The organism is Microbacterium sp. Mcb102 (assembly GCF_024519805.1).
Taxonomy (GTDB): Bacteria; Actinomycetota; Actinomycetes; order Actinomycetales; family Microbacteriaceae; genus Microbacterium.
This window is the reverse complement of record NZ_JALJRG010000007.1, coordinates 42,584-64,709: the sequence shown is the minus strand read 5'-3', so window position 1 is coordinate 64,709 and position 22,126 is coordinate 42,584. Positions and strand designations below refer to the sequence as shown.

The 22,126-nt window shown below is 69.4% G+C and carries 19 protein-coding genes; 12 read left to right on the top strand and 7 right to left on the bottom strand.

Going from position 1 to position 22,126, the window contains the following annotated elements; all coding sequences use genetic code 11:
* The first annotated feature begins 63 nt into the window (after positions 1–63).
* Positions 64–1,884, top strand: coding sequence for a glycoside hydrolase family 35 protein (locus OC372_RS16125; RefSeq protein WP_262002792.1), 1,821 nt, complete (start codon positions 64–66; stop codon positions 1,882–1,884).
* Positions 1,885–2,182: 298 nt separating this feature from the next.
* Entirely contained in the window at positions 2,183–7,366 is a 5,184-nt protein-coding gene (locus OC372_RS16120; RefSeq protein WP_262002789.1) for an endo-alpha-N-acetylgalactosaminidase family protein, read from the top strand.
* Between the two features lie 399 nt (positions 7,367–7,765).
* On the opposite strand, the gene OC372_RS16115 is transcribed toward OC372_RS16120, so the two are convergent.
* The 5 genes from OC372_RS16115 to OC372_RS16095 all read right to left on the bottom strand — a co-directional run bounded on the left by OC372_RS16115 (position 7,766) and on the right by OC372_RS16095 (position 12,391).
* Positions 7,766–8,686 carry a carbohydrate ABC transporter permease gene (locus OC372_RS16115; RefSeq protein WP_105710754.1) on the bottom strand — a complete coding sequence of 307 codons (921 nt, stop codon included), beginning with the start codon at positions 8,684–8,686 and terminating at the stop codon, positions 7,766–7,768.
* Complete coding sequence (locus OC372_RS16110; protein ID WP_258134152.1) at positions 8,683–9,660, bottom strand: carbohydrate ABC transporter permease; 978 nt, start codon at positions 9,658–9,660, stop codon at positions 8,683–8,685. The genes OC372_RS16115 and OC372_RS16110 overlap by 4 nt, the downstream gene beginning before the upstream one ends.
* A 90-nt stretch (positions 9,661–9,750) precedes the next feature.
* Complete coding sequence (locus OC372_RS16105) at positions 9,751–11,064, bottom strand: ABC transporter substrate-binding protein (RefSeq protein WP_105710755.1); 1,314 nt, start codon at positions 11,062–11,064, stop codon at positions 9,751–9,753.
* Positions 11,065–11,255: 191 nt separating this feature from the next.
* Positions 11,256–12,077: an MOSC domain-containing protein gene (locus tag OC372_RS16100; RefSeq protein WP_262002784.1), complete on the bottom strand. Its 822-nt coding sequence runs from the start codon at positions 12,075–12,077 to the stop codon at positions 11,256–11,258.
* Between the two features lie 128 nt (positions 12,078–12,205).
* Positions 12,206–12,391 (bottom strand): DUF3073 domain-containing protein, encoded by a 186-nt coding sequence (locus tag OC372_RS16095; protein ID WP_029263716.1) that lies wholly within the window; start codon positions 12,389–12,391, stop codon positions 12,206–12,208.
* A gap of 147 nt (positions 12,392–12,538) precedes the next feature.
* Here OC372_RS16095 and OC372_RS16090 point away from each other — a divergent pair, with 147 nt between their 5' ends.
* The gene (locus OC372_RS16090; protein WP_029263715.1) at positions 12,539–13,084 is read left to right on the top strand and encodes a universal stress protein; all 546 of its coding nucleotides are present in this window, start codon (positions 12,539–12,541) and stop codon (positions 13,082–13,084) included.
* Positions 13,085–13,142: 58 nt separating this feature from the next.
* Here OC372_RS16090 and OC372_RS16085 read toward each other — a convergent pair whose 3' ends face one another.
* Together OC372_RS16085 and OC372_RS16080 are read right to left on the bottom strand one after the other, a co-directional pair.
* Positions 13,143–13,769, bottom strand: a complete 627-nt coding sequence (locus tag OC372_RS16085) for a PadR family transcriptional regulator (RefSeq protein ID WP_029263714.1) — start codon at positions 13,767–13,769, stop codon at positions 13,143–13,145.
* A complete protein-coding gene (locus OC372_RS16080; protein WP_029263713.1) occupies positions 13,766–14,605 on the bottom strand; it encodes a DUF4097 family beta strand repeat-containing protein in 840 nt (279 codons plus the stop codon). Before OC372_RS16080 ends, OC372_RS16085 begins: the two co-directional genes overlap by 4 nt.
* 205 nt (positions 14,606–14,810) lie before the next feature.
* On the opposite strand from OC372_RS16080, the gene OC372_RS16075 reads away from it, so the two are divergent.
* The 9 genes from OC372_RS16075 to OC372_RS16035 are packed head-to-tail and all read left to right on the top strand — an operon-like array spanning position 14,811 to position 22,112.
* Positions 14,811–15,473, top strand: a complete 663-nt coding sequence (locus tag OC372_RS16075; protein WP_029273917.1) for a GntR family transcriptional regulator — start codon at positions 14,811–14,813, stop codon at positions 15,471–15,473.
* A gap of 45 nt (positions 15,474–15,518) precedes the next feature.
* Positions 15,519–16,313: an MBL fold metallo-hydrolase gene (locus tag OC372_RS16070; protein ID WP_262002779.1), complete on the top strand. Its 795-nt coding sequence runs from the start codon at positions 15,519–15,521 to the stop codon at positions 16,311–16,313.
* 27 nt (positions 16,314–16,340) lie between these two features.
* Positions 16,341–17,126, top strand: coding sequence for an NAD-dependent epimerase/dehydratase family protein (locus tag OC372_RS16065; RefSeq protein ID WP_029263710.1), 786 nt, complete (start codon positions 16,341–16,343; stop codon positions 17,124–17,126).
* A complete protein-coding gene (locus OC372_RS16060; protein WP_262002777.1) occupies positions 17,123–18,112 on the top strand; it encodes a phosphoglycerate dehydrogenase in 990 nt (329 codons plus the stop codon). The genes OC372_RS16065 and OC372_RS16060 overlap by 4 nt, the downstream gene beginning before the upstream one ends.
* Positions 18,109–18,915 carry a hydroxypyruvate isomerase family protein gene (locus OC372_RS16055; protein ID WP_262002775.1) on the top strand — a complete coding sequence of 269 codons (807 nt, stop codon included), beginning with the start codon at positions 18,109–18,111 and terminating at the stop codon, positions 18,913–18,915. Before OC372_RS16060 ends, OC372_RS16055 begins: the two co-directional genes overlap by 4 nt.
* Positions 18,912–19,580 (top strand): hypothetical protein, encoded by a 669-nt coding sequence (locus tag OC372_RS16050; protein WP_262002773.1) that lies wholly within the window; start codon positions 18,912–18,914, stop codon positions 19,578–19,580. The genes OC372_RS16055 and OC372_RS16050 overlap by 4 nt, the downstream gene beginning before the upstream one ends.
* Complete coding sequence (otnK, locus tag OC372_RS16045) at positions 19,577–20,803, top strand: 3-oxo-tetronate kinase (protein ID WP_262002771.1); 1,227 nt, start codon at positions 19,577–19,579, stop codon at positions 20,801–20,803. Before OC372_RS16050 ends, otnK begins: the two co-directional genes overlap by 4 nt.
* The gene (locus OC372_RS16040; RefSeq protein ID WP_262002769.1) at positions 20,800–21,438 is read left to right on the top strand and encodes a class II aldolase/adducin family protein; all 639 of its coding nucleotides are present in this window, start codon (positions 20,800–20,802) and stop codon (positions 21,436–21,438) included. The genes otnK and OC372_RS16040 overlap by 4 nt, the downstream gene beginning before the upstream one ends.
* Positions 21,435–22,112 carry a substrate-binding domain-containing protein gene (locus OC372_RS16035; RefSeq protein WP_262002767.1) on the top strand — a complete coding sequence of 226 codons (678 nt, stop codon included), beginning with the start codon at positions 21,435–21,437 and terminating at the stop codon, positions 22,110–22,112. Before OC372_RS16040 ends, OC372_RS16035 begins: the two co-directional genes overlap by 4 nt.
* Positions 22,113–22,126: the final 14 nt, after the last annotated feature.

Here is a 22,126-nt window from a genome sequence, read left to right as displayed (position 1 = left end):
ATCAGGAGGCGGTGGCCGTGGTGATGCGATAATGTGAACGCAAACACTCGTGCTTGGAGCGCTATGCCTGACCTTCTCGCCTCGGCTCTCGACGGCTCTTCCGCTGCCGTCGACGCCCCGGACGCCGCGTCGCCGATCGACGTGCCCACCCTGACCTGGCGAGACGGGGAGATTCTCCGCGCGGGTGTCTCGCACCGCATCCTCGCCGGTTCGATCCACTACTTCCGCGTGCATCCGGACCAGTGGGAGGACCGGCTCCGGCGACTGGCGGCGATGGGCGCGAACACCGTCGACACGTACGTCGCCTGGAACTTCCATGAGCGTGCAGAGGGCGACATCCGCTTCGACGGCTGGCGGGACATCGAGCGCTTCATCCGCCTCGCGGGCGAGGTCGGTCTCGACGTGTTCCTGCGGCCCAGCCCATACATCTGTGCGGAGTGGTCCAACGGCGGCATCCCGTTCTGGCTGTCGGGGCGCGTCGCGGCGTTGCGCACCAGCGACCCCGAGTTCCTCGCCGCGGTCGACGCCTGGTACGACGAGCTCATCCCGCGGCTCGTCGCCCTCCAGGCCTCACAGGGCGGACCGATCGTCGCCATCCAGGTCGAGAACGAGTACGGGTCCTTCGGTAGCGATGCCGCCTACCTCGCCCACCTGCGTGACGGGCTCCGCCGTCGCGGACTGATCGAGATGCTCACGACGGCCGACGGCATCACGGGCGACATGATCGAGCACGGCAGCGTGCCGGGAGCGATGGCGACCTTCACCTTCGGCACGGGTGTCGCCACGGCCGTGGAGCTGCGACGCGGTGGCGACGCGCTCATGTGCAGCGAGCTGTGGGGCGGATGGTTCGACCACTGGGGCGAGCGGCACCATGTGCGATCCGCCGCCAGCGCCGGTGGGACCGTCGACGAGCTCCTGGCCGCCGGCGGATCGGTCAGTCTCTACATGGCTCACGGCGGCACGAACTTCGGGCTCTGGAACGGTGCGAATCACGACCGGGTGCTGCAGCCGACCGTGACGAGCTACGACTCGGATGCGCCGATCGGCGAGGACGGCACTCTCAACGAGAAGTTCCACGCCCTGCGCGCCCTGTTCGCGCCGTTCCATGCGGGCGAGCTGCCTCCGATTCCCGCGCCGCCGCGTCGACAGGCTGCGGCGTCTGCCGCCCTGCATCCGCGTGCGTCGCTGCTCGACCTCGTCGCGAGCCTTCCGGTGACCGGGGGCGTCGCGCCGCGACCGCGCACGTTCGAGGAGCTCGGCGCCGAGGACGGTCTCGTCGCCTACGAGGCCGAAGTGTCGTCCCCCGCCGATGCGACGCTCACGATCGACGGGCTCCACGACCGTGCCGTGGTCTTCCTCGACCGTCGACCGCTCGGGGTCCTCGAGCGTGACGGCGAGACGACGCTGGCGCTTCCCGGCGTCGGGGGGTCGGGAAGCCTGACGATCGTCGTCGAGAGTCTCGGACGCATCAACTACGGGCCGTACACCGGCGAGGGCAAGGGCATCATGCGCGGCGTGATGATCGGTCGCCGCCTGGTCAACGGCTGGACTCATCGCCTCGTCCCGCAGGAGGCTCCGGCCTCTGTTGCGCAGACGGATGCCGGTGCGTCCGACGGTGTGGCCGTGGCCTCCTTCGACATCGCCGAGCCTCTCGACGCGTGGCTGGCCTTCCCCGGCGGATCGAAGGGGATGGTCTGGTTGAACGGATTCCTCCTCGGCCGGTATTGGAAGGTGGGTCCGCAGGAGACGCTCTATGCGCCCGCGCCCCTGTGGCGCGTCGGACGCAACGAGATCGTGGTGCTCGACACCGACGGCCTCGGTGCGACGGTCGAGATCCGCGAGGAGCCCTCCTTCGGCGAGACCGAGGAGTTCATCGGCTCCTGAGCCTCGCGCGCACGCTCGTAGTGCCGAGTGCACGGCTTGTTGTCGAGTGCACGGCTTGTTGCCGCGCGTAACCCGTGCGCTCGCGAGCAACCCGTGCACTCGCGGGTAAGTCGGGAGCGGGGCGGGAGCGTAGGCGACTTTCGGCTAATGTTTGCGCTCGCTCGTGCCTAATGCTTGATTCCGCGGGATTCACGCCTCTAGAGTGATAGCGCAAACATCGATGCGAATCGATGGCATCCATCTGCGACGCATCGGGGCGTCTGTTCTCCCGAGTGTCGCTCCGCTCGAGAGGCAAGACGTGTCGAAACCTTCCCGACCGCCCCGCACCGCCGTTGCCGTCAGCTCGCTGCTGGCGACGGCGCTCGCATTCGGCGGTGTGTTCGCCCAGGCGCCCTCCGCACAGGCCGCCGACCTCATCCCCGTGCCCAAGTCCGACTATCGCCTGCACGCGGTGTCGAGCGAATCCGATCCGTATCCGGCGCCGCCGTCACTCGACGGCACCGCGCTCGGCGCGTTCGACGGTGACTTCGGCACGCAGTGGACGTCCCGGTACTCCGTCAACGCGCCGTTCCCGCACTGGATCTCCGTCGACCTGCAGCGTTCGCTCTCGGTGAAGGCGCTCGACTACTCGGTGAAGCGGGGGCAGAGCGTCGCCGCGAAGACGGTCGAGGTCTACGTGACGGACGATGCCGCCGTCGCACTGACCTCGCCGGCGGAGGGCGGGTGGGGGTCTGCCGCCGCAACCGCGACCCTGCACGCCCCGACCGCGAACGACGAGAAGCAGCGCATCGCGCTCGACGCCGCGAAGGACGGCCGCTACGTGGCCCTGCTCGTGATCGACGCACAGGGAACCACGGGCGGGGGTGCGGGCGAGATCGAGATCCTCTCGGACGAGGAGCTTCCGCCGATCGTCACCGAACCCGAGAACCCCTCGGTGGGCGAGACGATCGAGATCACCCGGGGCGGGACGACCGCGACCGTGGCGAAGGCCTTCCCGCAGATCACCGGCTACCGTGTCGGCAGCGCGACGTTCGGTGGACAGCGCACGTCATCCGAGAAGTGGGCGGTCAACGGCACCGCCTACGCCGCAGTGACCACTGCCACCGCGACGGCATCCGGGGTCGACTATGTGTCGGTGCTCGACGGGATCGACGTCACGGTCCGCAGCACCATCCGCGTCACCGATGCGGGAACGGTCGAGTTCGAGGTCACCGGCGTCGACGGTTCGGCCGCTGTCAACACCCTGGGTCTGCCGGACAACGCCTTCCTCTCCGCCAGCGCGTCAGATGCCGGATCGGTCCTCGACCGCACCGTGATCAGCCCCGACAGCACGAAGAACGCCGACGAGCACATCACGGTGAACGGCTCGACGCCGACCGGCCAGAAGGGCGCGGCCTTCGCGTTCCTCGGCAACGGCGCGCTCGTGGGCAGCGTGATCACCAATGCGACCACGCAGGCCTCCGGAGGCACCGCCTCCTGGAACACCCGCCTCACCACACGCGTGACCGAGGCCGCAGGCCGCACGGCCGAGATCGGCTCCAACGCCTGGCTGATCCACCCGACCACCGCGGTCGACGATCGGGTGCAGACGTACGCGCTGCCCCGGGTGACCGTGCTCTTCACCGCTGACCGCAACGACGACTCCGCGGTCGACTGGCAGGACGCCGCGATCCGCTACCGCGAGGTCGACACCCCGCGACTCGGAGCCGACCGCGTCGCCGAACGCGTCGTCAGCCGCATCCCGTTCAACTTCGCCTCCAGCGCGACGAACTACTTCGACCTGGTGCTCGACAACACCAAGCGCATCGCGAACCAGACCGACGGCCTCGGCCAGTGGGTGCTCAACAAGGGCTACGGCAGCGAGGGCCACGACTCGGCGAACACCGACTACGGCGGGAACTACAACGAGCGTGCCGGTGGTCTCTCCGACCTGAACAACCTCGTCGACGACGGCGCGAAGCTCAACGCCGACATGAGCGTGCACGTGAACGCCACCGAGATCTATCCGCAGGCGAACGCCTTCGACTCCGCGATCCTCGACGGCGCCGCTCCCTATAAGCCGGGCTGGAACTGGCTCGACCAGTCGTACTACATCAACCAGCAGACCGACCTGGGCACCGGACGGGTGCTCGACCGCTTCCAGCAGCTGCGCGACGAGGTCCCCGGCCTCAGCGGCGTCTACATCGACGTGTACTACTCCAACGGCTGGGTCGCCGAAGAGCTCGCAGACGAGCTGAACGGCATGGACCTTGAGGTCGCGACGGAGTGGGGCGACAAGTTCGTCGACAGCACGGTCTGGTCACACTGGCCGAACGACCTCGCGTACGGCGGCAAGGACAACAAGGGCATCAACTCCACCATGGTGCGCTTCATCCAGAACGGTCAGGCCGACGTCTGGAACGACGACGCCCTGCTCGGCCAGCAGCGACTGATCGACGCCGAGGGCTGGGTCGGCAACCGCAACTGGGACGGCTTCGTCGACAACATCTGGAAGCAGAGCCTGCCGACCAAGTTCCTGCAGCACTTCGACCTGCTCACCTACGACGCGGGCGCCGAGGCGACCCTCACGGATGACGTCACTGTGCGCATGGACGGAACCACCAGGGTCATCACCATGGACGGTGCCACGGTGCTGCGCGGCGACTCCTACCTGCTGCCATGGCAGTCGCTGGAGTCGAACGAGGATGCCGGCTCGCCGGTCGATGCCGACAAGATGTACTTCTACTCGGCCTCCGGGGGAGACAAGACGTTCGGGGTCACCGAGGCCTTCCGCGGCAACACCGCCTTCGACGTGTTCGAGCTCGGCGAGCGGGGACGCGTCAAGATCGGCACGGTCGACGCGGATGGCGGCGAGCTGACGCTCAACGGCGACAAGGGTAAGGCCTACGTCGTGGTGCCGCAGGGCGGTGCGCAGCGGGCGGCCGTCGAGTATCACGATGCCGGCCTCGACGACCCGGGGTTCAACTCCGGTTCGCTCGACGTCTGGAACCGTCAGGGTGATGTGACGATCGAGCGCACCGACCTCGGCAACGCGAAGAACGAGTCCCGTGGCGACAACATCGCCGTGCTCGGACCATCCGCATCGTCGATCTCGCAGACCGTGACCGGGCTCACCCCCGGACAGCGGTACGCGTTCTCCGCGCAGGTGCAGATCGACCCGACCGCGACCCGTGACGTGAGCGTCTCGGTCGACACGGGATCCGGTGCGGTGACCCGCTCCTGGAACCTCTCGCCCACCTACAACTACATGCGCGCGGATTCCAAGGCAGGCCAGTACTATCAGCGCGGCTCGACGTCGTTCCTGGCTCCGGCATCCGGTGAGGTCACGGTCTCGATCGGTGCCGTCGCGGGTGACGCGAAGGTTCGCATCGACAACGCCCGCGTCTCGGCCGACACCACGGCGCCGTTCGCGGCCGGCACGGTGTACTCGAACGACTTCGAGGGCAACGAAGCCGGATGGGGCCCGTTCGTGAAGGGCGATGCCAACGGCATCGACGATCCGCGCACGAGCATCTCCCGCCGCCATGACCCGTATGCGAGCAGCGACTGGCGCAACACCGCCAAGCCGTTCGACGCGGGGCCCCTCGCCGGGCTCGCGGTGGACACGACGCTCACGGGCGATCACTCGCTCATGTCGCACTCCGAGAACAACGGGGTCGTCTACCGCACCGACCCGACCCTCGTGCCGCTGCAGGCGGGGCACTCCTACCGCATCGGCTTCGACTACCAGGTCGGCGCGAGCGGGGCGTACCGCTGGCTCACCGGAACGGATGCCGTGGCCGGGGGCAAGATCACCTCGACCACGCTCAGCCGCACCGGGATCACGCAGGCGCTGGAGACGGCCGAGTTCTCGCAGGACGTGATCGTCGGATGCGGCGACTACACCTGGGTGGGACTCGAGCGCGTCGGCGGACCGGACGTGGACTTCGTGCTCGACGACTTCACGGTCACCGACCTCGGCCCCACGACCGGCGGCACTCCCTGTGCGACCGTGTCCGGCGAAGCCGGCGTCCTGAGCCCCGGTGCCCAGACCGCGTTCACCACCACCTTCACCAACAGCGAGCCCATCGCGGTCGAGAACATCGGCGTGCAGCTCGAGGTGCCGGAGGGCTACGTGGTCGAGGTCGCCGACGAATCGACGAACCTGTTCGACGAGGTCGCAGCCGGCGACAGCGTGCAGACCACCTGGCTCGTGACCGCGCCGGCGGATGCTGCCGGTTCGACCGTCGGCATCGGGATCGCCGCGACGTACCTCGCGGACTGCGATGTGCGCACGGTCAGCACGACCCAGGAGGTGTCGGTGTCCTCGCGGGCCCGTATCCCCAACGCGCAGATCACCGCGTCGGCGAACTCCGAGGAGACATCCGGGGAAGACGGCGCGGCCGCGAACATGCTCGACGGCGACGCCGGCTCGTTCTGGCACAGCCGGTGGAGTTCGGCCGCGACGTCGTACCCGCACGTGCTGACGTTCGACCTCGGTGACGCGGAGCTGGTCGACGGCATCTCGTACCTGCGCCGTGGGGCCAACCAGAACGGTCCGATCAAGGGCTACGAGGTCGCGGTGTCGACCGACGGCCAGGCGTACACTCCGGTCGCGACCGGGGAGTGGAAGAACGTCGCCGAGTGGCAGGACGTGGACTTCGCGGAGACCACGGCCCGCTACATCCGCGTCACCGCCACCTCGTCGATCTCGGGCACGCAGTTCGCCGCCGTCGCCGAGATGGCCGTGTACGGCACCTCGGCCGCGCAGGAGGGGCACACCCCCGAGACGCGGCCGACGGACGATCTGAGCGAGTGCAACCCGGTGACGGATCCGAAGCTCGGACTCGACGCCGACTCGGTGCGGGCCGGCGAGACGGTCGGCATGGCACTCACGGGCTTCGCGCCGCGGTCGACGGTCTCGGTCTGGCTCGATGACGTGAAGCTGACGGATGCCGAGGTCGATGCGGAGGGCGCCTTGACGACCCGACTGCTGATTCCGGCCGATGCCGCGGTGGGGAAGCACCGGGTGATCGTGCAGGATGCGGCCGGCGCGGAACTCGCGAGCGCTGCGCTGAAGGTCAAGAAGGCCAAGCCGGGGAAGGATGCGCGCATCACGGCATCCATCGGCTCGGTCGCGGCCGGAGCGAGCGTGACCGTGCAGCTGACCGGCTTCGACCCCGACGCGCTCGTGCAGCTCTGGCTGCACTCCGAGCCGGTGCGCATCGGCGAGGTGACGACGTCGGCTGCGGGCGACGCCGTGGCCACGGTGACGATTCCCGCGGCGACACCGGCGGGGGCGCACGCTCTCGTCGCGACCGATGCCCAGGGCGTCGAGCTGGCGCGGGCGGACCTCGCGGTCACGGCCGGTGCGGCGGGCGGCGGCGGCGACCTCGCGACGACCGGCCCCGACGGAGCCCTCTGGGCCGGGGCGGCAGCGGTCGGTCTGGCCGCGATCGCTCTCGGCCTGGTCCTCTGGCTGCGGAGGCGCCGCCTGAGCTGACCTCGCTGACGCACGACGGCCCGGAGGAGTCTCCTCCGGGCCGTTCGTGCTGTGCTCCTGCGCCGCACCCGCGCCCTGTGCCGCTCGAGTGCACGGCGTGCGCTCGAGCGCACGGGGTAGACGCGCGAAGATCCCGTGCACTCGCGAACCGCCCGTGCACTCGCGAACCGCCCCTGCACCCGCACCCGCGACGCCAGAGACACCGCACCGCGGGTCATCTCGCCGAGTGCACGGCTTGCCCTCGAGTGCACGGCCTAGGCGCGTGAGCAGCCCGCGCGCTCGGCAGCAACCCGTGCACTCGCGAGGCTTCCGCGGGTGCACACGCAGAAGTCCGCCCTCAGCAGGGGGGCTGAGGGCGGACGGGAGGCGGGAAGGAGAGCGAACGAGAGAGGGGGCGGATCAGCCCTTCACAGCGCCGGCGGCGAGGCCGGAGCGCCAGTACTTCTGCAGGGAGAAGAACAGCAGGATGAGCGGGATCACGCCGAGCAGAGCACCGAGCATGACCGCTCCCTTGTCGGGCGCGAAGTAGCTGACCATCCCGTAGAGGCCGAGTGTCACCGGCTTCAGATCCTGGCTCGAGATCATCATGAGCGGCAGCAGGAAGTTGTTCCAGGTGGCGACGAAGATGAACAGGAAGATCGTCACCATGGCCGGACCGAGCAGCCGCAGCACGATCGTGAAGAAGATGCGGCCCTCGCCGGCACCGTCGATGCGAGCGGCCTCGAGCAGCTCGGTCGGAACGGACGACTGTGCGTAGACCATGCCGAGAAACACGCCGAACGGCGACACCGCCGAGGGGATGATGATCGCCCAGATCGTGTTGGTCAGTCCGAGGGCGTGGAACTCGATGTACAGCGGGACGGTCAGCAGAGCGACCGGCAGCAGGAGCCCCGCCATGATGACGCCCACGGCGATGCGCTTGCCGGGGAAGGCGAACTTCGCGATCGCGTAACCGGCCATCACCGCGAACAGCGTGCCGATCACTCCGGCGCTGACGGAGTAGAGCATGGAGTTGCCGACCCAGCGCCAGAACAACCCCTGGGTCCAGCCCATCAGGCTGTCGTAGTTCGTGTCGAGGTTCCACTCGGCGAACCAGAAGCCGAACGTCGATGTGAGGTCGGCGTTGTTCTTGGTCGACGCGACGATGAGCCAGTAGACCGGCACCAGGAAGTACAGCGTCGCGACGACCAGCGCGATGATGCCGAACGCCCGGGCGACCGGGGTGGGCGCGATCGAGGGCGGCGGAGCATCCACGTCGGGCGCGCGGCGGGGGCGTCGGCGCGGGGATGCCTCGGTGGTGATGAGGCGCGTGGTGGTCATGCGTCGCCCTTCCGGCGCTGCAGCAGCGCGTACACGATCGCGAGCACGCCCGCGATCAGAGCCATGAGCAGGGAGTAGGCGGACGCCGGGCCGCTGCCGGACGGCGAGATCTCGCCCATCATCGTGTTGTAGGTGAGCATCATGGGGGTGAAGTCCTTGCCCATCCACGAGTTCGCGGCCTGCAGCACCACCGGCTCGTTGAACAGCTGGATCGTGCCGATGATCGACAGCAGCACCGCGAGGAGGGCCGCTCCCCGCACCAGCGGCACCTTGATGCGCATCGAGATCTGGAATCCGGATGCCCCGTCGAGGCGGGCCGCCTCGTACAGGTCGCGCGGCACCGCCTGCAGGGCTGACAGGAAGATGAGCATGTTGTAGCCCGTGTAGGTCCACGTGGTCATGTTCGCCATCGAGAAGAGGATCGTCCCGGGCGCCATGAGATCCGTGCCCTCCGGAAGGTAGGGGAGGAAGGGGGAGACGGCCGGTGTGTAGAGGTAGAGCCACATCATCGCCGCGATGATCCCCGGCACCGCGAACGGGAGGAAGAAGGAGAGCCGGAAGGCGGCCGGTCGGCGCACGATGAAGGAGTCCAGCAGCAGCGCCAGACCGAGAGCGACGAGGATCATCACCGGGATCTGCAGTGCGGCGTAGAGGACGACCCGTCCCATCCCGGTCCAGAACGCGCCGTCGGTCGCTGCGGTGACGAAGTTCTCGATGCCGACGAACGTGTCGACGAGCTCGCCGCCGCCGTAGAGTCCGTCGCCCGCCGGCACCTGCGCGAAGAAGGACGATCGGATCGACACGATGATCGGCACCAGGAAGACGAGCACGAACAGCACGGCGAACGGCGTCATGAACAGCCATCCCGTGAGGCCTTCGCGCCGGGTCCCGAACCGGCGTCGGCGGGCGGGATCCGCGGGGATGCGCGGTGTCGGCGTCGGCACCGCATCTCGCGTTTCGGTCACTGTGACCATGGTGTCGCCTCTCGATGTCAAGACGACGGCGGAGTGCACGATTGCGCGTGCACTCCGCCGTCGATCATCCGATGATGCCTTCTCGTGCGATCACTTCGCGACCGGAAGGCCGAGGTCCTCCAGCGAGGCGACGGCCGTCTCCTGGGCCGTGGTGAAGATGTCGGCGACCGATGCCGTGCCGGCGACGGCCGCCGCGGCGGTCTCGTTCATCTTCGACAGCGTCGAGAAGCCCGGTGCGTACGGGAAGTCCGGGTTCAGGTTCTCGGTCGCCGTGCCGAGCTCGGCGAGCACATCCTGACCGCCGAACTGGCGCAGCATCTTCTCGGGGGTCTCCACGTCGCCCTTGGCGGCGACGACGAGGCCCTGCGACGCGAGGTCGTCGACCTGAGTGTTGAACCAGTCGTTGAACTCCATGGCCTCGGCGGGGTGCTCGCAGCCCTTCATCACCGAGACTCCGGAGCCGCCGTCGGGACCGCTCAGGGCACCGGCGCCGAAGTCCGGGAGCTGGGCGACGCGCCACTGGCCCTCGGCCGGTGTGCCGTCGAGCGAGTCGAGGAGGAATCCGGCCTCCCACGCCGCTCCGACGTGGCCGATGAGGCTGCCGTCGTTGAGCGCAGCGGTGAAGCCTTCGCCCCAGCGCTCGGTGGCGAGAGTCTGCTTGCCGTCGAGCAGCCCCTGCCAGAACGCGGCCACGCGCTCGGAGCCGGCGCCCTCGGCGTCGACCTTCCACTCGTCGCCGGCGGTGCCGAACCAGGTGTCGCCGGCCGCTGCCGACTGGGCGGAGAGCCAGTTCTGCGCCTCATCGGGCGTGAAGGCGGTGACGTACTTGCCGGCGGCCGCTGCCGTGGCGGAGTCGGTCGTGAGGTCGTCGAGCGTCTTCGGCGCGTCGAGGCCCAGTGCCGTGAACTCGGTCTCGTTGTAGAAGTACACGAGGGGTCCGGTGTCCTGCGGGAGGCCGACGATGGCGTCGCCGACCTTCATGCCACTGAAGGCTCCGGCGGAGAAGTCGTCCTCGTACTTCTTGGCCTCGTCCGCGACGTCCTGCAGCAGTCCCTTGACGAACAGCTGCGGCACCTCCGAGTAGCCGGTCTGGGCGAGGCAGGGTCCGTTGCCGGCCTTCACGTCGGTCTCGAGCTTGAGGATCATGTCGCTGGACTTGCCGTCGAACTTCGTGGCCTTCACCTGGATGTCGGGGTGGTCGGCGTTCCATCGGTCGACGATCTCGGACGTGGGGGTCATGCCCTCGCCGTCGGGGAGACGGTGCAGGTACTCGATCGTGACGGGCTCGCCGCCGGCGCCGCTGTCGCCGGAATCGCCGGTCGAGCAGGCTGCGAGGCCGAAGGCCGACACCGCGCCGACCGCGACGATCGCGGCTGTGCGGGTGAAGCGAGGGGTGATTGCCATGCTGTTCTCCTCTTTGAGGTCATGTTCTGCGGATCGCCCTGGGCGGGGGCCTGACGCCGAGGCGTCATCGATCACATGCACATCAAATCAGAAAATGTTTGCGCTCACAAGCCTGGTCTGATCATGACTGAGCCGAAATGGAGTCGGTCTAAGGGAGCGCTGACATTCCTGTATGCGGATGTCCACGAGGGTCAGTGCGCGTGGACCTCGTCGTCGATGCGGATCACGCCGCCACCCTGCCCGACGCCGTCGTCCGAACGCTCCCACCCGGGCAGCAGGAGTCGTCCGAGGGTCGGTTCCTGTTGCGCGAGTGCTCCCGTGAGCGTGGTGAGCACCTTGGCGTCGCGCACGCCGGTGTCGGGGTTCGCGTGGGTCGCGAGACAGCGCACGATGGGGCCGGCCGTCTGGAAGCGCAGGTCTCCGATGCGCACCTCTCCGCTCCAGTCGAGTTCGCTCCAGGCGCCGACGTCGTCGATCACGACGTTGGAGCGGAATCGCCGGTCATCGATGCGCATCCCGAGGGCGTCGCCCAGTGCATGGACGCTGCTCCGGCCGTGCACCGACACGTAGCCGCGGGGGCGATCCTGGAACCGCGAGGTATCGCCGTCCCCGACGAGCACGAGCGGAAGGCGGCCCGGTCGTCGGAGGCGTCGACCTTCGGGGGTGCCGAGGACGAAGTCCGTGACGGCTTCCGCCAGCTCGCTGCGGCCGTCATCATCGAGCGCCGCCTCCACCAGAACGCCGTCGCCGTGCTCGATGCGGATTCGCCGCGTCTCGTCGTCGTAGCTCGTGCGCAACGCGGCGAGTGCGGGGAAGTCCTGCAGTGAGAGTCCCTGGGACTTGGGCCAGTAGTCGAGGCCGTCTCGATCCTCGGGCTCCGTGGCGTCCGCGAAGCGGAACGCCAGGACGCGGTCGCCGGCGACCCTGCCGTCCGGCTGCACGGTCAACGCATCGCGACGCTCGGGAGTGAGCCCTTTGATCGGGTAGCGGTACAGTGCGACGACGCGGGCCATGAGGAGATCCTCTCAGCTGCCGACGCCCGCTCATGACGGACGAGGATCCGGCGTCTCTACGGGGATCCTCATCCAGACACGACGAAACACCCGCACGTGGTGCGGGTGTTTCGGAGTAGATCGGGCGGTCAGGCCTTCTCTAGCTCGTCCTCGTCTTCGTCTTCATACTCATCGGCCCACTTGTCGACGTAGGCGTCTTCGTCGGTCGGGTGAGCCAGCTCGCGCTCGAGCGCGGAGTAGTTCACCGACGGACTGTACGCCTTGAGTTCGCGGGCGATCTTGGTGTGTTTCGCCTTCTGACGGCCACGGCCCATGCGCGAGACCCCCTCACGAGTTAAGCTGCGGGCGGTGAGGCCCGAGGCATTCACGACACCGGCGAGAAGCCGGTAAGAGTAGCATTCAGAATAGCACGCGGGAAAGACGCTCTGGCCGAGGCCAGACTGGTGAAGGGAACGATCTTCATGACCGACAACACCTCCACTCCGTCCGATGAGGCCGCACAGAACGCGGCGCTGCAGAAAGCCGTCATCGTCGGCATGCAGCTGGACCAGGATCCGCATGTGATCCGCGAAGCGGTTCGGTATGCGCGACTGTTCGGTGTGCCGCTGGTCGTGGCGCACGTGGACGTCACTCGATTCGTCACCTATGAGGACCCGGACGGCTACGTGCACTCGGCGCCGATCGACATCAACTTCGACGCGGGCGCCGCGGAGTTCGAAGCGGTCGAGGCCGCTGCCGCGAAGCTGCTGGCGGGGACGGATGTCACGTGGACGGCGCGTCAGCTCGTCGGTGACCCGGCGTTGGCGATCAAGCAGCTCGCCAACAAGCTCGATGCGCAGCTCATCGTCGTCGGCACCCGCAAGCGCGGTATCGGCGAGTCGATCCGCGAGTTCTTCACGGGGTCGGTCGCGGCGCGGCTCGCGCACCGGCAGCACCGCTCCATCCTGGTCGTCCCGCTCGGCGAGTCGGTGCCGGACGAGCAGAAGGAGATCTGGCCGGAGTCCTAGAGGACGCGGCACAGCAGAGGGCCCCGTCGGCTGTTCGCCGACGGGGCCCTCTGCATGTTCAGGATCCGGAGCTGCTCAGCGAGACCGTGACTCCGCGGGCCGCGTTGTCGAGGGCATCCTCCAGTTCGGTGACGACCGACGGAGACAGCGTGCCACCCTTCGCGAGGTGCGTGCGCAGGTCGGTGCGGACCCGTGCACGGAAGGCATTGATGACGGCATCCGCCCGGTGCATCTCTTCTCGGCTGACGAGCCGGGAGTCGTCGGTCGCCGTGCGGGGGCGGCTCTTGGCCGCCGTGCGCTCGCCCTTCTCGGCGGCGGCGAGATCGGCGCGGAGGCTCTTCATCGCGTCCTGGACGCTCTGGCGCACCTCGCTCGCGATCAGCCGCACCGAATCGGTGAGTCCTGCCTCGATGCCGGCGAGGTCGCCCTCGCGCGACGCGAGTTCGGCCCGCCCGGCCTCGGTGATCGCGTAGATCGTGGTGCGGCCGTCGACGGTCTTCGTGACCAGTCCCTCCTCCTCGAGCTTCGCGAGGCGGGGATAGATGGTGCCCGCGCTGGGCGTGTACGTGCCGCCGGTGCGGTCGGTCAGCGACTGGATGATGCCGTAGCCGTGCTGTGGCGCCTCGGCGAGGAGCGACAGCAGATACAGGCGCAGGTCGCCGTGGGAGAAGACGGCGGGGCTCATGCTTCCCACTCCTCGTCTTCCGTGATCGAGGCCGGCGTGCGGCGGAGGACGGTGACGCCGCCGGAGACGGAGTTCGCGCGCAGGTCGACGAATCGTCCCGAGAGCTCGCCCTTCGTGCCCGTGTAGTTGCTGGGGCCGGTCGAGCTGCGCTCGACGCCGTCGATCAGCAGCCGTCCGCTCAGTGTGCGGACGACGTAGTTCGCGGCCAGCGACTCGTCGAGGCGCACGGTGGTGCCGCCCGAGACGGAGTTGATGTTGATGGTGTTCACGTCTCCCGCGGCATCCACGAGCGTCGAACCCGAGACGATGTCGACGGTCGCCTTGCGGATCGCACCCGTGACGGCCACGTCGCCCGAGACGCTGTTCGCGCTGATCGAGCCGGTGAGGCCGCGCACCTGCACGTCGCCCGAGACCGAGTTGACGGTGAGGTCGCCGATCAGGGTGTCGACGATGATGTCGCCGGAGACGGTGTTGAGGCGGGCGTCGTTGCGGAGGCCCGAGACGAGGGCGCCGGCGCTGACGACGCCGAGGTTCAGGGCGATCGCGCGGGGGACCGCGACGCTCACCTCGGCACGGGGGCCGCCGGAGCCGAAGTTGCGGAACACCTCGAGGAAGTTGTCCCAGCCCAGCTGCGGGTGGTCGATCTCGACCTCGCCGTCGTGGGACTCGATGCGGAGGTCCTTGGTGGTGACGCCGTGCACCTCGATGCGGATGCCCGGTTCGTCGTGGGCGATGATGTCCACCTGTCCGCCGACGAGGCCCACCTTGAGGCGGGTGACGGACTCGATGTCGATGACGCGTTCCTCGCCCGGGGCGATGAGCCACTTCTCGGTCATGTGTGCTTCTCCTGTGTGTAGGGTCACGATATATCGTGTGCGGCCAGCGTAACACGATATATCTCGATTGTGTCAACCTCTCCGTGCGAAGTTCGGATGCAACCTCATGCGGGAGGGGGTCGGTCGCCGCGGCGGCCGCGCGTCCGTGCAGGCGCCGTGGAGTCGACCGGTAGTCTTCGACGGAAGGACTTCGAGGGGAGAAGATGTGGCCGGGCGATCGACGAAGCAGCCCATCGCCGACCGAATGTACGAGGTGCTGCTGCATCAGTTCATGTCGGGAGAGCGGGCGGCGGGGCAGAGCCTGAACATCGGCGCCCTGTCGCGCGAACTGGACGTCAGCCAGACCCCCCTGCGTGAGGCGCTCGCGCGCCTGGAGCACACCGGGCTCGTCCAGCGCGAGGCGTTGCGCGGCTACCAGGTGGCCCCGGTCATGACGCGCGAAGAGGTCGAGCAGTTGGGGGAGGCCCGCGTTCTGCTGGAGCCCCGTCTCGCGTACGAGGCCGCTCTGCGCACGACGCCCGAGTTCCTGGAGGGGCTGCGTGAGGCGGTCGAGGACTTCCGCCGCTCGGCCGAGGTCGCGGACACCGAGACCGAGGGCTTCGACCTCTACTGGCGCAGCGACGCCCGCTTCCACATGATGATCGCGGCACAGTCCGGCAACGCCTTCCTCGAGCTGTCGTACGCCGCACTCGGTGGACAGATCCAGCGGTTCCGACTGTTCTCGAAGTTCGGACGTACGGGGGCCGTCAGTGCGGCGCCGGAACACGATGCGGTCTACGAGGCGATCAAGGCCGGCGACGCGGACGGCGCGGCCGAGGCGATGCGCCACCACATCGTGGGAGCGACCGAGAGGCTTCTCGAGGGCTGATCGGCCTGTCAGTTCCCCCTTTCCTGCGCTATACTATTTTTTGTGATGGCGCAGAACGAGGGACCCATGTCGATGCCGACGACCGGATCAGCGGGATCGTCGGGCTACGTCGCGCGTCCACTCGTGGAGGGCTTCCCCGGGAAATCGAGCTCGCACGGGGCCTTCGGCTGGAGCAGTCTGTGGCTCCTCGACGACGGCGTGCGCCGGGTGCTCATCGACGCCGGCCAGCCCGCGTACATCCCCCTCATCCACGCGGGCCTCGAGCGCCTCGGATTGACGACGGACGATGTGACCGACGTGCTGCTGACCCACATGCACTGGGATCACGTCTCGAACTTCCCCATGTTCGCCCACGCGACCACCTGGGTCGGTGAGAAGGAGCTGCGCTGGGCGGCGGAACAGCCCGCCGGTACGCCGTTCATCCCCGACCTGCACGTGCAGGAGCTCCTCCGTCGCGCCGACCGTGTCGAGCGCATGGCCGCAGGGCAGGAGGTGCTTCCGGGCATCCACGCGATCGACAGCGCCGGGCACACCCCGCACCACCTCGCGTTCTACCTCGACCGTGCGGAGGAGAAGCGCGTGTTCGCGGGCGACGCGGTGAAGAACGTGTACGAGCTCGCCTCGGGGCGGGTCGATTCCACGCTGGACGCCGAGGCCAGTGCCGCGACGATCGACGCGATGCGCTCGCTGCTGACCGACACTGGGGCCGCGCTCGTTCCCGGACACGATGTGGAGCTGCACTGGGACGGACGCACCGCCCGTCGTCGGCGCCCGCAGCGGGCGGAGATCGGGTTCTTCTCCGACGCCTCGACGGGCGAAGAGGACCGCAGCATCGGCTGAGCGCCGGTGTCGAAGGAGAGGATGACGATGACGACAGTGCTGTACACCGGCGGGACCGGACGGATGGGCCGGGTGATCCGCGAAGGACTCGCCTCCCGCTACGACCGCGTCGTGCTGTTCGCGCGCTCCGACGCCGACGAGCCGCTGTTCCCCGGGGAGCAGGTCGTGATCGGCGACCTCGGCGACCTCGATGCCCTCACCGCGGCTGCGGAAGGCGTCGACGTCATCGTGCACCTCGGCGGCATCGCCGATGAGGCCCCGTATGACAGCATCCGCACGGTCAACATCGACGGGACCTACCACGTCTACGAAGCCGCGCGGCGAGCAGGTGTGCGTCGCGTCGTCTACGCCAGCTCGAACCACGTCGTCGGCTTCCACCCCGCGAGCGAGGTCCTGGACGAGAGCGCGCCGCTGCGCCCGGACACCTTCTACGGGGTGTCGAAGGCGTTCGGCGAAGCCCTCGCCAGCCTGTACCACGACAAGTGGGGCGTCGAGTCGGTGCTCGTGCGCATCGGCACCTTCCGCCCGGCGCCCGAGGACAGGCGCCAGCTCGGCCTCTGGCTCAGCTGGCGCGACGGCATCGAACTCTTCCGCTGCGCGATCGAGAGCGCTCCCGTGGGCTGCCAGGTCGTCTACGGCTGCTCGGCCAACACCGAACGCTGGTGGAACGGCGACGCGGGCTGGGCGGCCATCGGCTACGTGCCCCGCGACGACGCGGCCGACCACACCGACGCGGTGGACTTCAGCGCCCCCGCACCCACCTTGCATGGCGGCGCATTCGCCGCCCCCGACTACGAAGGAGGGATCTGGTGACGAAGACCGATTCCCACGACGTGCTGATCACCACCGCATTCCTCGAGCCCGGCGACGAGGTCGATCGGATGCTGCGCGAGGCCGGCCTCACGACGCGGCACGAACCCGAACTGGCCCTGCTGGATGCCGACGACCGGGCCGGCGCGCTTGCCGGAGCCCGCGCCATCATCGCCGGCACGCGGCCGCTGGGTGAGGAGGAGTTCGCGCTCGCCCCCGCACTGCAGATCGTCGTACGCACCGGCGTCGGGTACGACAGCGTCGACGTGAACGCCGCGACCGCACGTCAGGTGCCCGTCTGCGTCACGCCCGGCGCCAACCGGCAGGCCGTGGCCGAGCACGTCTTCGCGCTGGCGCTGGCCTGCGCTCGCCGCATCCCCGAGAACGTGAGCAACCTGGCCGCGGGCACGTGGCAGCAGCTCACCGGACGAGAGCTGCAGGGGTCGACCCTCGGGATCCTCGGGCTGGGCTCGATCGGCAAGGCTGTCGCGACGATCGCCGCGGGCTTCGGAATGCACATCGTCGCGTACGACCCCTACTTCGACGAGGATTTCGCCGCGGCCCACGGCATCCGTCGTCTCGATCTGGACGACCTGCTGCGCGAGGCCGACTTCGTGACGCTGCACCTCTTCCTCGACGAATCCACGCGGAACCTCATCGACGCCTCCCGGTTGGCGCTGATGAAGGGCGATGCGGTGCTCATCAACACCGCCCGCGGGGGGATCGTCGATGAGGACGCGCTGGTGGACGCCGTGCGAGGGGGGCGCCTCGGCGCCGCCGCGCTCGACGTCTTCGCGGACGAGCCCCTGAGCGCATCGAGCCCGCTCCTGCACACCCCCGGTATCCTCGCCACGACGCACGTCGCCGGCGCGACCCGCGAGGCACGCGGCGAATCCGGCCGGATGGCGGCCCGCAACGTGATCGCCGCGCTCCGCGGCGCTGCTCCGGAATTCGTGGTCAACCCCGACTACGACGCGGTGTCCGCATGATCGTCGAGACCACGTCGGGGCCGGTGCGCCTCGCGGCCAACCTGAAGTGGATGTTCACCGAGGTGCCGTTCGTCGAGCGGTTCGACGCGGCGGCCGAGGCCGGGTTCACGGCGGTGGAGTTCGCGTCGCCGTACGACCTCGCGCCGGCCGAGGTGCGGCGTCTGCTGGACGATGCGGGCCTGACGCAGATCCTCATCAACACCCCCGCCGGTGCAGCGGGCTCGCCCACCGCCTCGGGCGCGGCGTACGTGCCCGGAGCGGAGCAGGAGTTCCGCGAAGGCGTGCTGCGTGCGCTGGAGTACGCGGACGTCCTGGGCGCCGGCGTCGTGCACGCGATGGCCGGCATCAAGCCGGCGGATGCCGACGCGGACGCCGCGTTCGCGACGTACGTGTCGAACATCTCCTGGGCCGCCGAGCAGGCGCGCGGGACGGGTGTGCGCCTGGCGCTGGAGGCGATCAACAAGCGCGATCAGCCCGGCTACGGCCTGGCCTCGATGGAGACCGCGGCGGCGGTCGCGCAGGAGGTCGACCCCGAGGTCGTCGGCGTCCTGTTCGACGTCTATCACGCGCAGGTCGACCGCGGGAACCTCATCGAACGGTTCGAGCAGCTGCGTCCCGTGGTCGCGCACGTGCAGATCGCCGACAACCCCGGTCGCGGCGAACCCGGCACGGGCGAGATCGCCTACGAGCGCGTGCTCGCCCGGATCGCGCAGAGCGGCTACCCCGGGTGGATCGGCTGCGAGTACGCCCCCGTCGCGGGCACCCGTGACGGGCTCTCCTGGATCGAGAGGACCATCCGATGACCGACCCGAAGATCGCGCTCATCAGCGCCACCCCGCTGGCGATCGCCCCGGCCGCGACGGCCATCGCCGCTGCCCTTCCCACGGCGACCGTGTGGAACCTGCTCGACGACCGTCTGCTCGCCGACGCGCATGTCGAGGGCGGCATCACCGCGCCGCTGGCCGCGCGCATGGACAGCCTCATCGAGCTCGCTCTGGCGGGCGGAGCGGATGGCGTGCTGCTCACCTGCTCGCAGTTCGGGATCCGCGCCGACCGGCGTGATCGCGAGGCCGACGGCGTCACCGTGCTGTCGGCAGACGGCCCGCTGTTCGCCGAGGCCGTCGCGGCCGCCCCTGCGCGGGTGCTGCTGGTCGCGTCGCTCGCGTCGTCCGCGAGCGACAGCACGGCGCGGCTGACGGACGCCTTCGTCGCGAGCGGATCGTCGGCGCAGGTGCGCCCGCTCGTGGTCCCCGCGGCGGCTGTGCCGCTGGCTGCGCCGGACCTGATCGACGCTCTCGCCACCGCGATCGCCGATGTCGACGAGCCCTACGACCTGATCGTGCTCGCCCAGTACTCGCTCGCCGCCGCCGCTGTGTCTCTCGCGGACCGCTTCGGCGTCACGGTGCTGGACGGCCCCGCCGCTGCTGCTCGACGGCTGACCGCGGCACTCCAGGAGGGTCCTCGATGATCGGCGTGATCGCCGACGACGTGACCGGGGCCACGGATGTCGCCGCGGCGCTGCGGCGCGCGGGTCTGCGCACCCTTCTCGCGCTCGGCACGGACATCGACGACACCGCGGTCTCGGCCGACGCCATCGTCATCGGCCTGAAGACGCGCTCCCTTCCCGCCGCAGAGGCCGTCGCGCAGAGCCTCGCCGCGCTCGCGGTGCTGCGACAGCGCGGAGCCGACCGCATCTACGTCAAGTACTGCTCGACCTTCGACTCCACCGCCGAGGGGAACATCGGGCCGGTCACCGAGGCGGTCGCCCGCGAGCTCGGTGTCGACCTGGTCGTGACGACTCCTGCCGCGCCGCTGCACGGGCGCACCGTGTACCGCGGGCACCTCTTCGTCGGCGACACGCTGCTCGCAGAGACCCACATGCGCGATCACCCCGTGACGCCCATGCGCGACTCGTCGGTGCTGCGGCTGCTCGCGGCGCAGAGCGCGGAACCGGTCGCGGCGCTGTCTCTGGATGTGGTGCAGCAGGGCGCCGAGGCGGTGCGCGAGGCACTGCGCCGGACCCGCGCGGAGGGCGCCCTCCAGGTGGTGGCGGATGCCGTCACCGATGCCGACCTCGCGGCGCTCGCGGAGGCCGTCGATGGCGACGCGCTCGTCGCCGGATCCGCCGGACTCGTCGGAGCGATCGCGCTGCGCGAGACGGCGAGCGGCACCGCAGCCCCGGTGCCGCCTCCGGGGCGCACCGCGATCATCGCGGGCAGCTGCTCGCGGCGCACCCTCGAGCAGATCGACCGCTTCGTCTCCTCCGGAAGCCCCGCCTTCCGCATCACGGCCGAACCCGGCGACACCGCCGAGCAGCTCGCCGCACGCGCCGTGGAGTGGTGGGACCGCCAGCCCGACGATGCCGCCGCTCTCCTCTACTCCTCCAGTCCCGCCTCGGAGCGTCGCGACGACGTGCCGGGTGCCGGCGAACTGTATGAGCGGACGGCGGGTCTCATCGCCGCCCAGCTGTCGGATCGCGGGGTGAAGCGCATGCTCATCGCCGGTGGCGAGACCTCGGGCGAGGTCACCCGCGCGCTCGGTACCACCGTCGCCGTCGTGGGGGAGGAGGTCGCGCCCGGTGCGCCGTGGATCCACGACGAGCGGCGCGACGTGCACCTGATCCTCAAGTCCGGGAACTTCGGTGACGAGGAGCTGTTCGTGGATGTCGCTCGGCAGGGGGTCGCCGCATGAGCACCGCCGCCCGCCGCGCGATCGAACGCGTCGCGCACTCCATCCATCGCCGCGGTCTCACCCACGGCCGCACCGGCAACCTCGCGGTGCGGGACGGCGATCGCGTCCTGCTCACCCCGACGGGTGTCAGCCTCGCCGAGATCGAGGCGGACCAGCTGTCGGTGGTCGCTCTCGACGGCACGCACCTCGAGGGTCCGAAGCCGACGAAGGAGGCGTTCCTGCACGTCGCGATGCTGCGGGTGCGTCCCGACCTGAACGCGGTCGTGCATACCCACTCGGTCTACGCGGCCGCCGTGTCGTGCCTGGCCGACATCGACGCGGATGCTCCGATCCCGCCCCTCACCGCGTACTACGGCATGCGCGTGGGAGCGCTGCGGATGCTTCCCTACTTCGCCCCGGGCGACCCTGCCGCGACCAGCGCCGTGGAAGAGGCGGCGCGTGTCACTCACGCTCTGCTGCTGCGCAACCACGGACCCGTCGTCGCCGGCGCCGACCTGGATTCGGCGGTCGACGCCCTGGAAGAGCTCGAGCACACCGCGCAGCTGTTCTTCGTCACCCGCGGCCTGGCCACAGCCCCGCTCACCCCTGCGCAGCTGCACGCGTTCGCGGCGCCCTCCGAAAGGTCTCCCTCATGATCACCCTGTACAGCGGCCTCGTCGTGAAGAAGCCCCTTGTCGAGCAGATCATCCCGGCGTTCGAGAGCGCCACGGGTGCTCGAGTCGACGCGACGTTCGAGCCCACGACCGTGCTCCTCGAGCGGATCGCCGCGGGGGAGCGCCCCGACCTGGTGCTCGGGGTCTCGTCGTCGGTGACCGACCTCGCCGAACAGGGGCTGGTGGACCCGGCCCAGGTCGCCGAGATCGCGGTCTCGTCCGTGGGCTTCGCGCGGCTCGAGGGTGCGCCCGTGCCGGCCGATGACTCGGCGGCGGCCTTCCTCGACTATCTGCTCGCCGCCCGTGCGGTCGCGTACACGCTGAGCGGGGCGAGCGGAGTGCACTTCATGAAGGTGCTCCGGGAGCGCGGTCTTCTCGAGCGCATCGACGAGCGTGCCGTTCGCTGCGAGTCGGGTCTCACCGTGGAAGCGCTGCTCGACGGGCGGGCGGATGTCGCGGTCCAGCAGGTCAGCGAGCTGCGTTCCGTCGTCGGCCCGCAGATCGTCGAACCGATCCCGCACGAACTGCAGTCCTATGGACGGTTCGCGATCGGCGCGCGCCCCGGCGCCGGGGATGCCGCGGCGCGCTTCGTCACCGTCCTGACCGAGAAGTCGACGCAGGACGCGTTCGCCGCGTTCGGGCTGTCGCGTCCCTGACCCCCTACCTGGAG

What these genes read in the sequence shown, in the direction of transcription:
- OC372_RS16125 (WP_262002792.1), top strand. Translation starts at nt 64, where the DNA reads ATGCCTGACCTTCTCGCCTCGGCTCTCGACGGCTCTTCCGCTGCCGTC.
- OC372_RS16115 (WP_105710754.1), bottom strand. Translation starts at nt 8,686, where the DNA reads ATGACCACCACGCGCCTCATCACCACCGAGGCATCCCCGCGCCGACGC.
- OC372_RS16110 (WP_258134152.1), bottom strand. Translation starts at nt 9,660, where the DNA reads ATGGTCACAGTGACCGAAACGCGAGATGCGGTGCCGACGCCGACACCG.
- OC372_RS16105 (WP_105710755.1), bottom strand. Translation starts at nt 11,064, where the DNA reads ATGGCAATCACCCCTCGCTTCACCCGCACAGCCGCGATCGTCGCGGTC.
- OC372_RS16100 (WP_262002784.1), bottom strand. Translation starts at nt 12,077, where the DNA reads ATGGCCCGCGTCGTCGCACTGTACCGCTACCCGATCAAAGGGCTCACT.
- OC372_RS16095 (WP_029263716.1), bottom strand. Translation starts at nt 12,391, where the DNA reads ATGGGCCGTGGCCGTCAGAAGGCGAAACACACCAAGATCGCCCGCGAA.
- OC372_RS16090 (WP_029263715.1), top strand. Translation starts at nt 12,539, where the DNA reads ATGACCGACAACACCTCCACTCCGTCCGATGAGGCCGCACAGAACGCG.
- OC372_RS16085 (WP_029263714.1), bottom strand. Translation starts at nt 13,769, where the DNA reads ATGAGCCCCGCCGTCTTCTCCCACGGCGACCTGCGCCTGTATCTGCTG.
- OC372_RS16080 (WP_029263713.1), bottom strand. Translation starts at nt 14,605, where the DNA reads ATGACCGAGAAGTGGCTCATCGCCCCGGGCGAGGAACGCGTCATCGAC.
- OC372_RS16070 (WP_262002779.1), top strand. Translation starts at nt 15,519, where the DNA reads ATGGCGCAGAACGAGGGACCCATGTCGATGCCGACGACCGGATCAGCG.
- OC372_RS16065 (WP_029263710.1), top strand. Translation starts at nt 16,341, where the DNA reads ATGACGACAGTGCTGTACACCGGCGGGACCGGACGGATGGGCCGGGTG.
- OC372_RS16055 (WP_262002775.1), top strand. Translation starts at nt 18,109, where the DNA reads ATGATCGTCGAGACCACGTCGGGGCCGGTGCGCCTCGCGGCCAACCTG.
- OC372_RS16050 (WP_262002773.1), top strand. Translation starts at nt 18,912, where the DNA reads ATGACCGACCCGAAGATCGCGCTCATCAGCGCCACCCCGCTGGCGATC.
- otnK (WP_262002771.1), top strand. Translation starts at nt 19,577, where the DNA reads ATGATCGGCGTGATCGCCGACGACGTGACCGGGGCCACGGATGTCGCC.
- OC372_RS16040 (WP_262002769.1), top strand. Translation starts at nt 20,800, where the DNA reads ATGAGCACCGCCGCCCGCCGCGCGATCGAACGCGTCGCGCACTCCATC.
- OC372_RS16035 (WP_262002767.1), top strand. Translation starts at nt 21,435, where the DNA reads ATGATCACCCTGTACAGCGGCCTCGTCGTGAAGAAGCCCCTTGTCGAG.